Consider the following 14406-nt stretch of genomic DNA (forward strand, 5'->3'; position numbering starts at 1 on the left):
CGGCTGCGCCGGGTCGCCCGGCTGTTGTGCGCAGGCGCAAACAACCCGCACACGACAACCGGGCCCCACAGAACGCACCCCGGACGGCTACCGCAGCAGCTGCTCGGCCCAGATCACCTTGCCCTCGGGCGTGTAGCGCGTGCCCCAGCGCTCGGCGAACTGCGAGACGAGGAACAGCCCCCGCCCGCCCTCATCCGTCGCGGCCGCGTAGCGCAGGTGCGGGGAGGTGCTGCCGGCGTCGGAGACCTCGCATATCAGCGCCTGGTCGAGGATCAGGCGCACCCGGATGGGTTCGGCCCCGTACCGGATGGCGTTGGTGATGAGCTCGCTCAGCAGCAGCTCCGTCGTGAAGGACAGCTCCTCCAGCCCCCACGCCGCCAGCCGCCGCTGGACCGCCGCGCGCACGCCGGAGACCGCGGCGGGGTCGCTGGGCACGTCCCAGTCCGCGACGCGGTCGGCGGGCAGGACCCGCGTGCGGGCGACGAGGAGCGCGATGTCGTCGCCGGGCCGGGCGGGCAGCATGGTCTCGAAGACGTCCCGGCAGGTCTGCTCGGGGTCGCGGCCGGCCCGGGACAGGGAACGGCGCAGGAGTTCCAGGCCCTCGTCGATGTCCCGGTCGCGGTCCTCGACCAGGCCGTCGGTGTACAGCACCAGGCTGCTGCCCTCGGGGAGCGTCAGTTCCACCGCCTCGAAGGGCAGTCCGCCCAGGCCCAGTGGCGGCCCGGCCGGTACGTCGGGGAACTCCACGGTCCCGTCGGGGTGCACGACCGCGGGGAGCAGGTGCCCGGCGCGGGCCATCGTGCAGGTGCCCGTCACCGGGTCGTAGACGGCGTACAGGCAGGTCGCGCCCGCGACGGTGGTGCCCGCGGGGGCGGCGCCGTCGCCGGCGGGCCCGGAGTCGTTCTGGTCGATCCGGCCGACCAACTCGTCGAGGTGCCCGAGCAGTTCGTCGGGCAGCAGGTCCAGGGTGCTGAAGTTGTGCACCGCGGTGCGCAGCCGGCCCATCGTGGCGGCCGCGTGCAGCCCGTGGCCCACGACGTCGCCCACCACCAGGGCGACCCGCGCTCCGGGCAGCGGCAGCACGTCGAACCAGTCGCCGCCCACCCCCGCCTGCGCGGGCAGGTAGCGGTAGGCAGCGTCCAGGGCGGTCAGCCGGGGCAGTTCCCGCGGCAGCAGGCTGTGCTGCAGGGTGACCGCCATCGTGTGCTCGCGGGTGTAGCGGCGGGCGTTGTCGATGCACACCGCGGCCCGCGCCGCCAGTTCCTCGGCGAGCGTGAGGTCATCCTCGTCGAAGGGCTCCGGGGCCTGCGAGCGCCAGAAGTTGGCCATCCCCAGGAGCACGCCGCGGGCGCTCAGCGGGGCGCAGATCAGCGAGTGGATGCCGAAGCCGACGACCCGGGCGCTGCGCTGCGGGTCCTGCGCCTGCCAGCCGGGGGAGTCCGCGAGCCGGGGCTCCAGGACGGCCCTGCCGCCGGCGATGCCGGCCGCCTGCGGGCTGGACGGCACGAAGAGCAGCGGGTGCCCCGCGGGGTACAGCGGGTGGTCGTCGCGGATGCCGTTCACCGCGACCCGGCGCATCTCCACCGACGGGCCCGTCAGCGGCTCGTCGCCGCGCAGCACCCGTGCCGCGAGGTCCACGGTGACGTAGTCGGCGAAGCGCGGTACCGAGACCTGCGCCAGTTCCTCGGCGGTCCTGCTGATGTCCAGCGTGGTGCCGATGCCCATGCTCGCGTCGTACAGCAGCCGCAGCCGGGTCCTGGCGGTCTCGGCGCGGCCGGACAGCACCCGCAGTTCGGTCGCGTCGCGCAGGGTCGCCACGCTGCCCGGCGGGCCGCCGTTGCGGTCGGTGTGGCGGTTGTTGAGCACCAGCAGCCGGTCGCCGGCGGGCAGCACCTCGTCGGTGGCGTCGCGGCCGGAGGCCAGCAGTTCGCAGGCCCGCTCGTCGAGCCCGAGCCTTGTGACGGGCCGGCCCTCCGCGTCGGCGGGCAGGTCCAGCAGACGTCGTGCCTCGTCGTTGGCGAGCAGCAGCCGCCGGTCGCCGTCCAGGATGAGGACGCCCTCGCGCACGGCGTGCAGTACGGCGTCGTGGTGCTCGTACATGCGCGTCATCTCGACCGGGCCGAGGCCCCTGGTCTGCCGGGTGAGGCGTCTGGCGATCAGCCAGGTGCCGCCGGTGGCCAGGGCCAGCACCGCTGCCGCGACGCCCAGCATGACCGGCAGTTGGTCGTTGACCGCGCCGCTGACCTTGGCGATGGTGATGCCGGAGGACACCATGCCGACGACCTCGCCCCGGTCGTCGAGGACCGGCACGTTCGCCTGCACCAGCGGGCCGATGGTGCCGACGATGTTCTCGGTGACCATCCGGCCGTGCAGGACCGGTTCGATGTCCCCGACGAACGTTTTGCCGATGCGGTCGGGCTTGGGGTGGGTGTAGCGGATCCCCTGCCGGTCCGTCACCACGATGAAGTCCACACCGGAGAGCCGGCGGGCCCGTTCGGCCTCCGGTTGCAGGACCGCCGTCGGGTCGGGCGACTCCAGCGCCGCCACGATGCCCGGCGAGCTCGCGAAGGTGGTCGCCACCGCCACCGACCGGTTGCGGGCCTCCTGTTGGCTGTCGTGCCGTGCCTGGACGACGAGTTCGACGACCGCCGCGGCGACCAGCAGCACCACGACCACGACCTGCAGCAGGAAGACCTGTCCCGCCACGCTGCGTCCGGCCAGCAGCGCTCGCAGCCCCCGCTCCCTGGAGGCGCGGTGATCGCTCGGCCCGGCCATAGGCTATGTCTACACTCCCGGGCACGGCCGGGGCGAGCGTTACCCCCGAGTTCTTCCGGGCCGTACGGTGTCCGCATGCGCAGGACGACACCGGGGGCCGTACTGGGCCGCCGTACGCTCAACCGGGCCCTGCTGGACCGGCAACTGCTGCTGGAGCGGTCGGCGATGGGCCCCCTGGAGGCGGTCGGACATCTGGTGGGCCTTCAGTCCCAGGCCCCGCACGCGGCGTACGCCGCGCTGTGGACCCGGCTCGACGGCTTCGCCTTCGGCGACCTGTCCCGTCTGCTGCTGGACCGGGGGGTCGTCCGGATCGCGCTGTTGCGCGGCACCGTCCACCTGGTCACCGCGGACGACGCCCTGCGGCTGCGGCCGGTGCTGCAGCCGCTGCTGGACCGGCAGATCGCCCAGGGCACCTGGGGCCCGGGGGTGCGCGGGGTGGACCGCGACGAGGCCGTCGCCGCCTGCCGGGCGCTGGTCGAGGAAGAGCCGCGCACCCCGGGCGAGCTGCGCGACCTGCTCGGCCCGCGCTGGCCGGACGCCGATCCCGCCTCCCTGGTCAACGCGCTGCGCAACTGGCTGCCGCTGGTGCAGGTGCCGCCGCGCGGCGTCTGGGGGGTGTCCGGACGGACCGCGTACACCACGGCCGGGTCCTGGCTCGGACGTCCCCCTGCCGCGGCCTGCGACCCCCAGGAGCTGGTGCGCCGCTACCTGGCGGCCTTCGGCCCCGCCTCCGTCGCCGACGCGCAGAAGTGGTCGGGGCTCACCGGGTTGCGCGAGGTCTTCGCCTCGATGGATCTGCGCGGCTACCGCGACGAGGACGGCCGGGTGCTCTACGACGCCCCCGACGCCGCGCCCCTGCCCGACCCGGACCTGCCGGTGGGCGCCCGCTTCGTCGCGGATTTCGACAACCTCGTGCTCTCCCACGCCGACCGCTCGCGGATCCTCGCCCGGGAGCACGTCCGCCGGGTGATGACGGCCAACGGCATCGTCCGCGGCACGGTCCTCGTCGACGGATTCGTGGCCGGCACCTGGAGCACCGACCGGTCGCGTGGCTCCGCGGTCGTCACGGTGGTGTCGTTCGCGCCGCTCGCGGCCGCCGACCGTGACGCGCTGGAGGCCGAGGGCAGGCGGCTGCTCGCCGCCTCCGACCCGGAGGCCGACCACCACGACGTGCGCTTCGCCTGACCGGAACGGGCAGCACGCCGGGGCCGGGCGGAGGATCACCCCGCTCGGCCCCGGTCCTCGCGTGCCCTGCCCGGTCGCCGGACCGGTGCGGGGTCAGCCGCGCAGCGGCGCCAGAGCGCTGCTCCACTCGATGACCTCGTCGATGAGGGTCGACAGGCTGGCGGCCTGGTGCTCGCCGGGGGCGAACTCGCTGAAGTTGACGAAGTCGGTGAAGAGGGAGAGCGCGACCTGGGAGCGCACGTCGGCCATCTTCAGCTCGCCGGCGATCAGCCGCAGGTGCTCGGCGGCGCGGGCGCCGCCCACGGAGCCGTAGGACACGACGCCGAGCGCCTTGTGGTTCCACTCGGCGTGCAGGTAGTCGATGGCGTTCTTCAGCACGCCCGAGGTGGAGTGGTTGTACTCCGGGGTGACGAAGATGAAGCCGTCGAAGCCGGCGATCTTGGCGGCCCACTCCTTGGTGTGGGCGTTCTGGTACTGGCCCATGGCCGGCGGGATCGGCTCGTCGAGGTGGGGGAGCGGGTAGTCGGCGAGGTCCACGAGCTCGAAGGTCGCGTCGCCGGCGTGCTTGGCGGCCTGCTCGACGACCCAGTGGGCGACCTTCTCGCCGTTCCGGCCGGGGCGGGTGCTGCCGAGGATGATGCCGATCCTGGTCATGAGGCGTGATTCCCGATCTGTGCGGTGCTGGGGGGTACGAATTGAAGCTTCAACTTGAAGCTTCAAGTGCACTGTAGCAGATCGACTTGAAGCTTCAAGCGGTCCGATAGCCTGGGGAGCATGACGAAGAACACAGCGGTACCGCCCGCCCCCGCCGCGATGGAGCCGCGCTGGCTGCAGGGCGGAGAGCTGACCGCGTGGATGTCGATGGCCAGGGTCATGGCCCGGCTCCTGCCGGCCCTGGAACGCGAGCTGGAGCGCGACGCCGACCTGAACTGGATGGAGTACCACGTCCTCGCGATGCTCTCCGAGCAGGAGCGGCACACCATCAGGATGAGCGTGCTCGCGGACCGGGCGAGCTCGTCCCTGTCGCGGCTGTCGCACGTGGTGCGGCGCCTGGAGCACCAGGGCTTCGTCCGCCGCGAGCCGGACCCCGGGGACGGCCGCTACACCCTGGCGATCCTCACGCCCGAAGGGTACGAGAAGCTCGTGGCCTCCGCGCCCGCGCACGTGGAGACGGTGCGCCGGATGGTCCTGGACCCGCTGGAGCCGGGCGAGCTGGAGAGCCTGGGGCCCGTCTTCGACCGCATCTACGCCGCGGTCGACGCCGCCGACCGCGGCCGCTGACATGGAGAGGGGTCGCTGCGGGCGGCTCGTGGCAGCCCGCAGCGACCCCTGGCGCAGCCTGACTCATGGTCAGGAGTTCACTCGGGCCGCCGCCCCGGCGGCCGCGGTCGCCGCGACCGCGGCGGCCTTCCTCGCACGGTCGAGCCCTGACGTGGAGCTCCTCAGGATGCCGGTGGGGGGAACGCGCGGGTCACCGGTGGGGCGGCGCTTCATCCCACGCGTACGGCACGGCCTGGGCCGACGTCATCGTCGACGACCGTGAACGAGGGGCGAGTTGGCGCACGTGCACTCGTGGGACGGGTCAACCTGCTTGCTCTGTGCGGGACCCAGGCTAGGGTCGCGGCCCCCGCGCCCCAATGAGGGAACCCCCTAACCCCGGTTGCGTAGGGAAACCCCTCGGTCACGTCACGTGTCCGGTGTGCGCCGAACAGCGCCGCCGGGCCGGGCTCGCCTCAGCCGGCCCGGCGGCCCGCGGCCAGTCGCACGATGTCCACCCGTGAGCGGATGCCGAGCTTGCGGTAGACCCGGGTCAGGGTCGCCTCGACCGTCTTCACGCTGATGAACAGCGTCGCGGCGATCTCCCGGTTGGTGGCACCCTCCAGGACCAGCGCGGCCACCTGACGTTCCATCGAGGCCAGCCCGTCCAGCTCCGGCGGCGCGGCCGCCGAGGGGGCCGCCGGGGCCGGGCCCACCTGCCCCAGCCACGGCAGGGCCTTCGACCGCCGGAACAACCGGCCTGCCTCGTCCAGCGCCAGCCGGGCCGCCGCGCGGTTGCGCCGGTCCGCCTCCACCTGGGCCAGCGCGAAGACGGCGCGCGCCTCCTCCAGCCCGTACCCGAGCGCGACCAGCCGCTGCCGGGCCCCGTTCAGCACCGCCACCGCCCCGTCGGTGTCGCCGCGGGCGGCGAGCAGCATCCCCTCGGCGCGCTCCAGGACGGCCAGGATGCTCTGCCGGCCGAGCCGCAGGGCGTGCCTGCGGGTCTCGTCGATGACCTCACGCGCCTCACCGAGCGCGCCGGTCAGCACCAGTGCCTCGGCCAGGTCGCCCTGCCAGCGGCCGCGCGCGGGCTCCGTCACGCCCATCTCGCGTTCCAGCGCGCGCACCACCCGCAGCGCGTCCACCGCGCCCTGCGGGTCGGCGCCGACCAGCCGCGCGTGCCCGAGCGCGTACAACGCGCGTGTCATGTACGGCATGTCGCTGTCGGCCTCGGCCCGCCGCACCGCGTCCCCGGCCAGGGACAGGGCGCGTTCCACCGTGCCGCCCGCCGCCTCGGTCAGGGCCGAGATCTGCAGCGCAAAGCCCTCGCCGATGCCGGTGTCCTCGGCCAGCCGCAGGCTCTCGCGGGCCAGGTCCAGCGCCGTGCCGCAGCGGCCGGAGCGCAGCTCGATCTCGGCGAGGCTGCGCACCGAGTAGACCTCGCTCTCCACCGCGCCCCGCTGACGGGCCTCACCGGCCAGCCAGGTCAGCGCGGTGCGCGCCTCGTCGAGCTGATCGCTCATCAGCAGGTAGCGGGAGCGGATGTAGACCGGGCCGTTGTGGTTCATGGCCACGTCCGGGTCCTGCGGCTCCGCGGAGGCCTGGGCCAGGGTCGCGGCGGCGTCGGGATGCCCTACCAACGTCTCGTTGAGCGCCTTGAAGGACAGCGCCAGCAACTCGGTGCGCCGGTCGCCGGCCCGCGCGGCGAGCGCCGCCGAGCGGGCGGCCTCGGCGCGCGCCTCGTGCATCTGGCCGTCCACCAGGGCCCGCCAGGCGAGCTGGTAGCGCACCAGGCCCTGCAGCCGCGGGTCGTCGCCCGCGTCCGCCAGGGCCTGCGGGAAGACGTCGTCGACCTCGGACAGGGCCTGCCCGACCGAGTCGATCACCACGCTCCACGCCCGCACCCGGTCCGCCGGGACCGTGGCCTGCGCCAGCACCTCGCGGGCGGTGGCCCGGGCGAGCTCGGGCTCGGCGGCGGTCAGCGCGTCCTCGGCGGCCCGCAGCCGCCGCTCGTCCGCGGTGGGCACCGCGCCCTCGGGGGTGTGCCGGGCGGCCAGCAGGCCGAGTTGGGCGGCCACCGAGGGGGCGCCGCGGGCCCGGGCCTCGTCCGCGGCCTCGGCCAGGCTCGCCGCGACCCGTTCGTCCTTGCCGCTCGTCGCCAGCGCCAGGTGCCGGGCCCGCTCGATCGGGTCGCCGGCCGCCGACGCCAGCGCGGCGTGGGCGCTGCGCCGGTCCTCCGGGGTCGCCTCCGCGTACAGCGCCGCGGATATCAGCGGGTGCGCGAATCGCACCAGGCCGGTGCCGTCGTGGTGGTCCATCTCCACCAGGCCGAGCGAGGCGGCCACGCCCGTCTCGCTCTCGGCGTTGGCGCGGCCGGCGCTGCGCAGCGTCGCAAGGGTCGGGCGGGCCCCCGCGCTGGCGATGAGCAGGGTGCGGCGGGTGTCCGCGGAGAGCATCTCGAGCCGGTTGAGCACCAGGGTGCGCAGCGAGGTCGGCACCGGCAGCGGCTCCCCGGGGCGGGGCGGGGTGCGGCTCTCCGCGAGGGCGCGGCCGAGCTCCAGGGCGAAGAGCGGATTGCCGCCGCTGGTGCGGTGGATGTCCCGGACGACCGCCCGCGGCAGCCCGGTGTGACCGCGCCCGTCGAGGAGTTCGGAGACCTCCGGCCGGGACAACGGGGTCACCCGCAGCGTGCGCACGTCCTGCGGGAAGGCGCGCAGGTAGCGGTCGTGCTGGTCCTGCGGATCGGCCTCGGTGCGTACGGCGCCCAGCACCCGCACCGGCAGCTCGGCGACCCGGCGGGCCGCGAAGGCCAGCAGCTCGGCGCTGGCGGGGTCCATCCACTGCAGGTCGTCCACGACGATCAGCACCGGGCCGTCGGCGGCCAGTGCCCGCAGCACCGACAGCACGGCCAGCCGCAGCGCGAGCCCGTCCCGTTGCAGGGAGGACTCCCCGCGGCCGGTGAGCGCCGACTCCAGCGCGGCCCGCTGCGGTGCGGGCAGGCTGTCGGACACCTGGTCGGCGACCAGGCCGAGCAGATCGACCAGGGCGAGGAAGGGCAGGTGCGATTCGGACTCCGTGGCGGAACAGCGCAGTACCGTCGGCTCGCCACCGTATTCCTCGGCGAGCGTCCGCAATACGGTGGACTTCCCGATTCCGGCAGGTCCGTACAGCAGCAGGCTGCCCCCTTGGGCCAGATGCCCGCGGGCCCGCGCGAGGACGTCACCTCGCCCGATCACCTGGTCGGGTCGGGGTCTGGCCGGCACGTCGAAGACCTGCTCCACGGTCGCCGCTCCCCTCGTGTCGTGTCCGGGACAATGTTATGCAAAGAGCCACGGAAATCCGCCGGTGCGGGCGCGGCCCTTCGACTTCCGTCCGGTGTAGGGAAATTCACCGCCGTCGCCGAATGGATGTCGTGCAATGGGCGGCACATCGGGAAACGCACGGGGGCAACGGTCTGTTGAACACCGGACCATTCGTCAGGCCGGCCCCCGTCCCGCGCGTGCCGGTGGACACACCCCGAATGATCGGTCCGATCCCGCCGGCGGTCAAACCCCAAAATAACCCTGGGTGAACCGAACATGGCGGCTTGTCCGGACTTCCGGTCCTGCCCCGCTCACGGTGCTTTGCGGGTGAACGCGCCACCGGGGAGCGGCCGACGCGGCCGCTTTGTCGTCAATGTCGCACCGGGGCCGCAGCGGTCCGCGCGGGCCGGCACCTCAGGGGAGCAGGCCGGCACGGCGGGCGGCGACGACCGCCTCGAGGCGGGTGCGGGCGCCGAGCTTGCGCATGGCCGAGCGCAGGTAGCTCTTGACCGTCTCCGGGCGCAGCCCCAGCCGGTCGGCGGCGGCGGCGTTGGTGGCCCCCGTGGCCACGCACGCCAGTACGTCCAGCTCCCGGGAGGAGAGCGCCACCGGCCACCCGGTGGGGGAGCGTTGCCCGGCACCGGCGGCGCCGGTCGCCGCCGCCAGCCGGCCGCACGCGGCGAGCAGTTCCTGCCGCAGCAGCGGATCGGCGACCCGGCCGGCCAGCGCCCGCAGTTCCCCGTGGGCCTCGCGGACCTCCTCCCAGGCCGCAGGGTCGCCCGTGGTCGGCTGCCGGCACGTCGACAGCAGGCGGTCGGCCTCGTCCCGGACCACCAGCCGTTGCTCCAGTTCGCGCGCGGCCTCCACCGCGGCGCTCACCGGGCGGTCGCCGAGCGCCAGCGGATGGCGCAGCGCACCGTAGAGCACCCCGCGCACCCGGCGCCGTACGACCACCGGCACCGCCAGGACCGAGCGCAGGCCTTCGGCGCCCACCGCCGCGTCGTACTCGTGGCTGATCACCCGCGACGTGCTGTAGTCGGTGACGGCGAGCGGCCGGGAGAGCGCGATCGTCTTGCCGCCGAGGCCGTTGCCCGCGGTGACGGTGAGCCCCTGGAGGGAGGCCGTGGCCGTGCCGGACAGCTCGGAGATCCGCAGCCGCCCCGGTTCCGGGAGCAGCCCTCCGAAGGCCACCGGCAGACCGCTGGTGCGCCTCATCCGCAGCAGCGCCGCCCGCAGCTCCGCCGCCTCGCCCGATCCCGTCACGCCCTCGCCGCTCCTTCACCCCCGTCCGGGGGTAGTGAGAGCCTCGTCACTGACAACAGGATGCTACTGAGCGGGCCGGCAACGAGGAGGACACATGACGGCAACCAGCCGGACGGAAGAGTTCCGGGAGGCCCGGGACTTCTTGCTGCGCCACCGCGAGGACTACAAGGCGGCGTACGAGGGCTTCCGCTGGCCGCGGCCCGAGCACTTCAACTGGGCGCTGGACTGGTTCGACGTCATCGCCCGCGACAACGACCGCACCGCCCTGCACATCGTCGAGGAGGACGGCACCGAGTCGGCCGTCTCCTTCGCCGCGATGTCCGAGCGCTCGGCCCGGGTCGCGAACCGCCTCCGCGGCCTCGGGGTGGGCGCCGGCGACCGGATCGTGGTCATGCTGGGCAACCAGACCGAGCTCTGGGAGACCGCCCTGGCCGCCATGAAGCTGCGGGCCGTGGTCATCCCGGCCACCCCGCTGCTCGGTCCCGCCGACCTCACCGACCGCGTGGAGCGCGGCCGGGCCCGGCACGTGATCGTCCGCGCGGCGGACGCGGCGAAGTTCGACCAGGTGCCGGGGGAGTACACCAGGATCGCCGTCGGCGGCGCGCCCGCGGGCTGGCACGCCTACGAGGACGCGTACGACGCCCCCGCGGACTTCGCGCCCGACGGGGACACCCGCGGCGACGACCCGCTGATGCTGTACTTCACCTCGGGCACCACCGCGAAGCCCAAGCTCGTCGAACACACCCACCTGTCCTACCCCGTGGGCCACCTGGCGACGATGTACTGGATCGGCCTGCGCCCCGGCGACGTCCACCTCAACATCTCCTCGCCCGGCTGGGCCAAGCACGCCTGGTCCAACCTCTTCGCGCCGTGGAACGCCGAGGCGACGGTCTTCATCCACAACTACGCGCGCTTCGACGCGGGCCGCCTCATGGCCGAGATGGACCGGGCCGGCGTCACCAGCTTCTGCGCGCCGCCCACCGTCTGGCGGATGCTGATCCAGGCCGACCTCGGCGCGCTGCGCACCCCGCCGCGCGAGGTCGTCGCCGCCGGCGAGCCGCTCAACCCGGAGGTCATCGAGCACGTGCGACGCGCCTGGGGCCTCACCATCCGGGACGGCTTCGGCCAGACCGAGACGGCCGTCCAGGTCTCCAACCCGCCCGGGCAGCCGCTCAAGCCGGGCTCCATGGGCCGTCCGAGCCCCGGCTACACGGTGGAACTCCTCGACCCGGTCACCGGCAAGCCCGGCGACGAGGGGGAGATCTGCCTCGACCTGTCCGCCCGCCCGGTGGGCCTGATGACCGGCTACGAGGGCGACCCGGAGCGCACCGCCGAGGCCATGGCCGGCGGCTGGTACCGCACCGGCGACATCGGCTCCCGCGACGCCGACGGCTACATCACCTACATCGGGCGCGCCGACGACGTCTTCAAGGCCTCCGACTACAAGATCTCCCCCTTCGAGCTGGAGAGCGCCCTGCTGGAGCACGAGTGCGTGGCGGAGGCCGCCGTCGTCCCGGCGCCCGACCCGCTGCGGCTGGCCGTGCCCAAGGCGTACGTCGTCCTCGCCGAGGGCTGGGAGCCGGGCCCGGAGACCGCCGCGGCGCTCTTCGCGCACTCGCGGGCCGTGCTCGCCCCGTACAAGCGGGTGCGGCGCATCGAGTTCGCCGAGCTGCCCAAGACCGTGTCCGGCAAGATCCGCCGCATCGAGCTGCGCCGGCGCACCGCCGAGGGTGCCGTCGGCACCGAGTACCGCGAGGAGGACCACAGGTGAGCACCCCCGCGAGCCCCGTCGAGCCGTCGTACGCGAGCGGCACCGGCACCACCGCGCTGCTCGGCGACACCATCGGCCGCAACCTGGACCGGGCCGTCGCCGCCTGGCCGGACCGCGACGCGCTGGTCGACGTCCCCAGCGGCCGCCGCTGGACCTACGCCGCGTTCGGCGCCGCCGTCGACGACGTGGCGCGCGGCCTGCTCGCCAAGGGCGTCGGCAAGGGCGACCGGGTGGGCATCTGGGCCGTCAACTGCCCCGAGTGGGTGCTCGTCCAGTACGCCACCGCCCGCATCGGCGCGATCATGGTCAACATCAACCCGGCCTACCGCGTCCACGAGCTGGCGTTCGTGCTCGACCAGGCCGGCATCGAGGTGCTGGTCGCCTCCACCGCGTTCAAGTCCAGCGACTACCGCGCCATGGTGGAGCAGGTGCGGGGCGGGTGCCGCTCGCTCACCGAGGTCGTGTACATCGGCGACCCGACGTGGGACGCCCTCGTCGAGGCCGGGGCCCACGTCCCCCACGAGCAGCTCGCCGAGCGCGGGGCGGAACTGTCCTGCGACGACCCGGTCAACATCCAGTACACCTCGGGCACGACCGGCTTCCCCAAGGGCGCGACCCTCTCCCACCACAACATCCTCAACAACGGCTACTTCGTGGGCGAGCAGGTGGGCTACAGCGAGCAGGACCGGGTCTGCCTGCCGGTGCCCTTCTACCACTGCTTCGGCATGGTCATGGGAAACCTGGGCGCCACCTCGCACGGCGCCTGCATCGTCATCCCGGCACCCGGATTCGACCCGGCGGCGACGCTGCGCGCGGTCGAGCAGGAGCGCTGCACCTCGCTGTACGGGGTGCCGACGATGTTCATCGCCGAGCTCAACCTGCCGGACTTCGCGACGTACGACCTCTCCTCGCTGCGCACCGGCATCATGGCGGGCTCGCCCTGCCCGGTCGAGGTGATGAAGCGGGTCGTCGCCGAGATGCACATGGCCGAGGTGTCCATCTGCTACGGCATGACCGAGACCTCGCCGGTCTCCACCCAGACCCGCCGGGACGACGACCTCGAGCGCCGCACCGGCACCGTCGGCCGGGTGCTGCCGCACGTCGAGGTCAAGGTCGTCGACCCGGACGGCGTGACGGTGCCGCGCGGCACGGCGGGCGAACTGTGCACCCGCGGCTACTCGGTGATGCTGGGTTACTGGGACGAGCCGGACAAGACCGCGGAGGCGATCGACGCCGGCCGCTGGATGCACACCGGCGACCTCGCCGTGATGCGGGAGGACGGCTACCTGCAGATCGTGGGCCGCATCAAGGACATGATCATCCGCGGCGGTGAGAACGTCTACCCGCGCGAGATCGAGGAGTTCCTCTACGCCCACCCCAAGATCGCGGACGTCCAGGTGGTCGGCGTCCCTGACGAGCGGTACGGCGAGGAGATCCTGGCCTGCGTCATCCTCAAGGACCCGGCGGCCGCGCTGACGGTGGAGGAGCTCGGCGAGTTCTGCCGCGGCCGGCTCGCCCACTACAAGGTGCCGCGCCACCTGCGGCTGATGGACGCCTTCCCGATGACCGTCAGCGGCAAGGTCCGCAAGGTCGAGCTGCGGGAGTCCTTCAGGCCCGCGTGAGGTCCGCGACCTGCCGCGCCACCGCCTCCGGCGGCGCGGCGGTCGTGTCGAGCACCGTCGCCGCCGCCCGCAGCCAGGGCAGGGCCTTGGCGTACTCCTCCAGGTGGTCCAGCCGCCACTGCCGGGCGCCGGTCTCCACCGTGTCCCGCTCGATCCTGCGGGTGAGGGTGGCGGGGTCGGTGTGCAGCAGGAAGTGCCGCACGGGCAGCCCGGCCCGCTCCAGCCCCGCCTCGACCTCCCGCCAGTACTCCTCCACCAGCACGGTCTGCGGCACGATCAGCGTCCCGCCGAGGTAGGCGTGCACCTGGGCGAGCGACGCCACGGTGAGCGCCCGCCAGGGGGGCCATTCCTGGAAGTCCCGTACGGGCACGGCCTCGTGCAGCACGTGCCCCAGCATGAAACCGACCTGTTCGGTGTCGAAGACGTGGGCGCCGGGGACGAGCCGCACCAGGTGCGAGCACGTCGTGGTCTTGCCCGCGCCGAAAGTGCCGTTCAGCCAGATGATCACGCGCGCCACAGTAGCCGCCGCCGTTACCCTGACAACACACCGGAGACGTACGGGAGATGGGGGCGACGGGGATGGCTCACTGGGAGGACGCCCGGCCGGGGAGCGGTGACCAGTCCGCGATCCCGGAGCTGGTGTCCGCGGTGGTCGGTGCGGGCGGGGTGGTCCTGCTGAGCTCGTTCCTGCAGGCGGTGGGGACCAGGCTCGGCGAGATCACGGCGGCGCGCATGGGCGGCCGGGGCTTGTGGCGGCGGCGCGGGGCCACCGAGGAGGAACGGACGGCGGCCGCCTTCATCGCGGCGGTGCAGAAACTCGGTTCGGTCCGGCGCGAGGGCGGCGGGGTGCTCCGGCTGGAGGACGAGGCCTCCCGCACCCGGGTGCAGGTGCACCCCTTGCTGCCGGTCGAGGCGGTCGCCCAGTTCCAGCGGCTGGACCTCGGCCATCCGGAGGTCGCCGGCCTGGAGATCGCCTGGACCGACACCCTCGGCGACCACCCGCAGGGTGTCTGGGCCACGACCGGCGGGGCCGAGGGCGCCGGCACCCGCTACCTGTGGAACGACGTCCGCCGCACGTGGGAACCCCACCGCCGCAGGCCCTGAGGGACACCGTCACCCACAGGACGACCTCCGTTCACCGGGCGGCCACAGTGCCGTCATCAGGCGCGTCGTCACGGCCGGGAGCGGTTGCTAGGGTGCGAGCTGCACTGCCGCGTGAGCCCTGTCCGGG

General features: G+C 73.7%; 10 protein-coding genes. 5 read left to right on the top strand and 5 right to left on the bottom strand.

The features are described from left to right. Positions 1-87: 87 nt before the first annotated feature. Complete coding sequence (locus ABZ312_RS16795) at positions 88-2775, bottom strand: SpoIIE family protein phosphatase (RefSeq protein ID WP_500437995.1); 2688 nt, start codon at positions 2773-2775, stop codon at positions 88-90. A gap of 75 nt (positions 2776-2850) precedes the next feature. On the opposite strand from ABZ312_RS16795, the gene ABZ312_RS16800 reads away from it, so the two are divergent. Continuing rightward, positions 2851-3960 (top strand): winged helix DNA-binding domain-containing protein, encoded by a 1110-nt coding sequence (locus ABZ312_RS16800; protein ID WP_500321685.1) that lies wholly within the window; start codon positions 2851-2853, stop codon positions 3958-3960. Positions 3961-4053: 93 nt separating this feature from the next. Here the strand turns inward: ABZ312_RS16800 and ABZ312_RS16805 are convergent, their stop codons facing one another. Beyond that, a complete protein-coding gene (locus tag ABZ312_RS16805) occupies positions 4054-4614 on the bottom strand; it encodes an NADPH-dependent FMN reductase (protein WP_500321684.1) in 561 nt (186 codons plus the stop codon). A gap of 120 nt (positions 4615-4734) precedes the next feature. Here ABZ312_RS16805 and ABZ312_RS16810 point away from each other — a divergent pair, with 120 nt between their 5' ends. After that, a complete protein-coding gene (locus ABZ312_RS16810) occupies positions 4735-5241 on the top strand; it encodes a MarR family winged helix-turn-helix transcriptional regulator (protein ID WP_500321683.1) in 507 nt (168 codons plus the stop codon). 452 nt (positions 5242-5693) lie between these two features. On the opposite strand, the gene ABZ312_RS16815 is transcribed toward ABZ312_RS16810, so the two are convergent. Further along, positions 5694-8498 (bottom strand): helix-turn-helix transcriptional regulator, encoded by a 2805-nt coding sequence (locus ABZ312_RS16815; RefSeq protein WP_500437996.1) that lies wholly within the window; start codon positions 8496-8498, stop codon positions 5694-5696. Between the two features lie 435 nt (positions 8499-8933). Beyond that, positions 8934-9782 (bottom strand): helix-turn-helix transcriptional regulator, encoded by an 849-nt coding sequence (locus tag ABZ312_RS16820; RefSeq protein WP_500321681.1) that lies wholly within the window; start codon positions 9780-9782, stop codon positions 8934-8936. A gap of 94 nt (positions 9783-9876) precedes the next feature. On the opposite strand from ABZ312_RS16820, the gene ABZ312_RS16825 reads away from it, so the two are divergent. Continuing rightward, positions 9877-11553 (top strand): AMP-binding protein, encoded by a 1677-nt coding sequence (locus ABZ312_RS16825; protein ID WP_500437997.1) that lies wholly within the window; start codon positions 9877-9879, stop codon positions 11551-11553. Next, positions 11550-13175 carry an AMP-binding protein gene (locus tag ABZ312_RS16830; protein WP_500321679.1) on the top strand — a complete coding sequence of 542 codons (1626 nt, stop codon included), beginning with the start codon at positions 11550-11552 and terminating at the stop codon, positions 13173-13175. The genes ABZ312_RS16825 and ABZ312_RS16830 overlap by 4 nt, the downstream gene beginning before the upstream one ends. On the opposite strand, the gene ABZ312_RS16835 is transcribed toward ABZ312_RS16830, so the two are convergent. Next, positions 13162-13683, bottom strand: coding sequence for an AAA family ATPase (locus tag ABZ312_RS16835; protein ID WP_500437999.1), 522 nt, complete (start codon positions 13681-13683; stop codon positions 13162-13164). The two genes, ABZ312_RS16830 and ABZ312_RS16835, sit on opposite strands and share 14 nt — an antisense overlap. Before the next feature lie 71 nt (positions 13684-13754). Between ABZ312_RS16835 and ABZ312_RS16840 the strand changes: the two genes are divergently transcribed. Beyond that, positions 13755-14279: a hypothetical protein gene (locus tag ABZ312_RS16840; RefSeq protein ID WP_500321677.1), complete on the top strand. Its 525-nt coding sequence runs from the start codon at positions 13755-13757 to the stop codon at positions 14277-14279. The last annotated feature ends 127 nt before the right edge of the window (positions 14280-14406 follow it).

Source organism: Streptomyces sp. NPDC006207 (assembly GCF_040613835.1).
Taxonomy (GTDB): domain Bacteria; phylum Actinomycetota; class Actinomycetes; order Streptomycetales; family Streptomycetaceae; genus Actinacidiphila.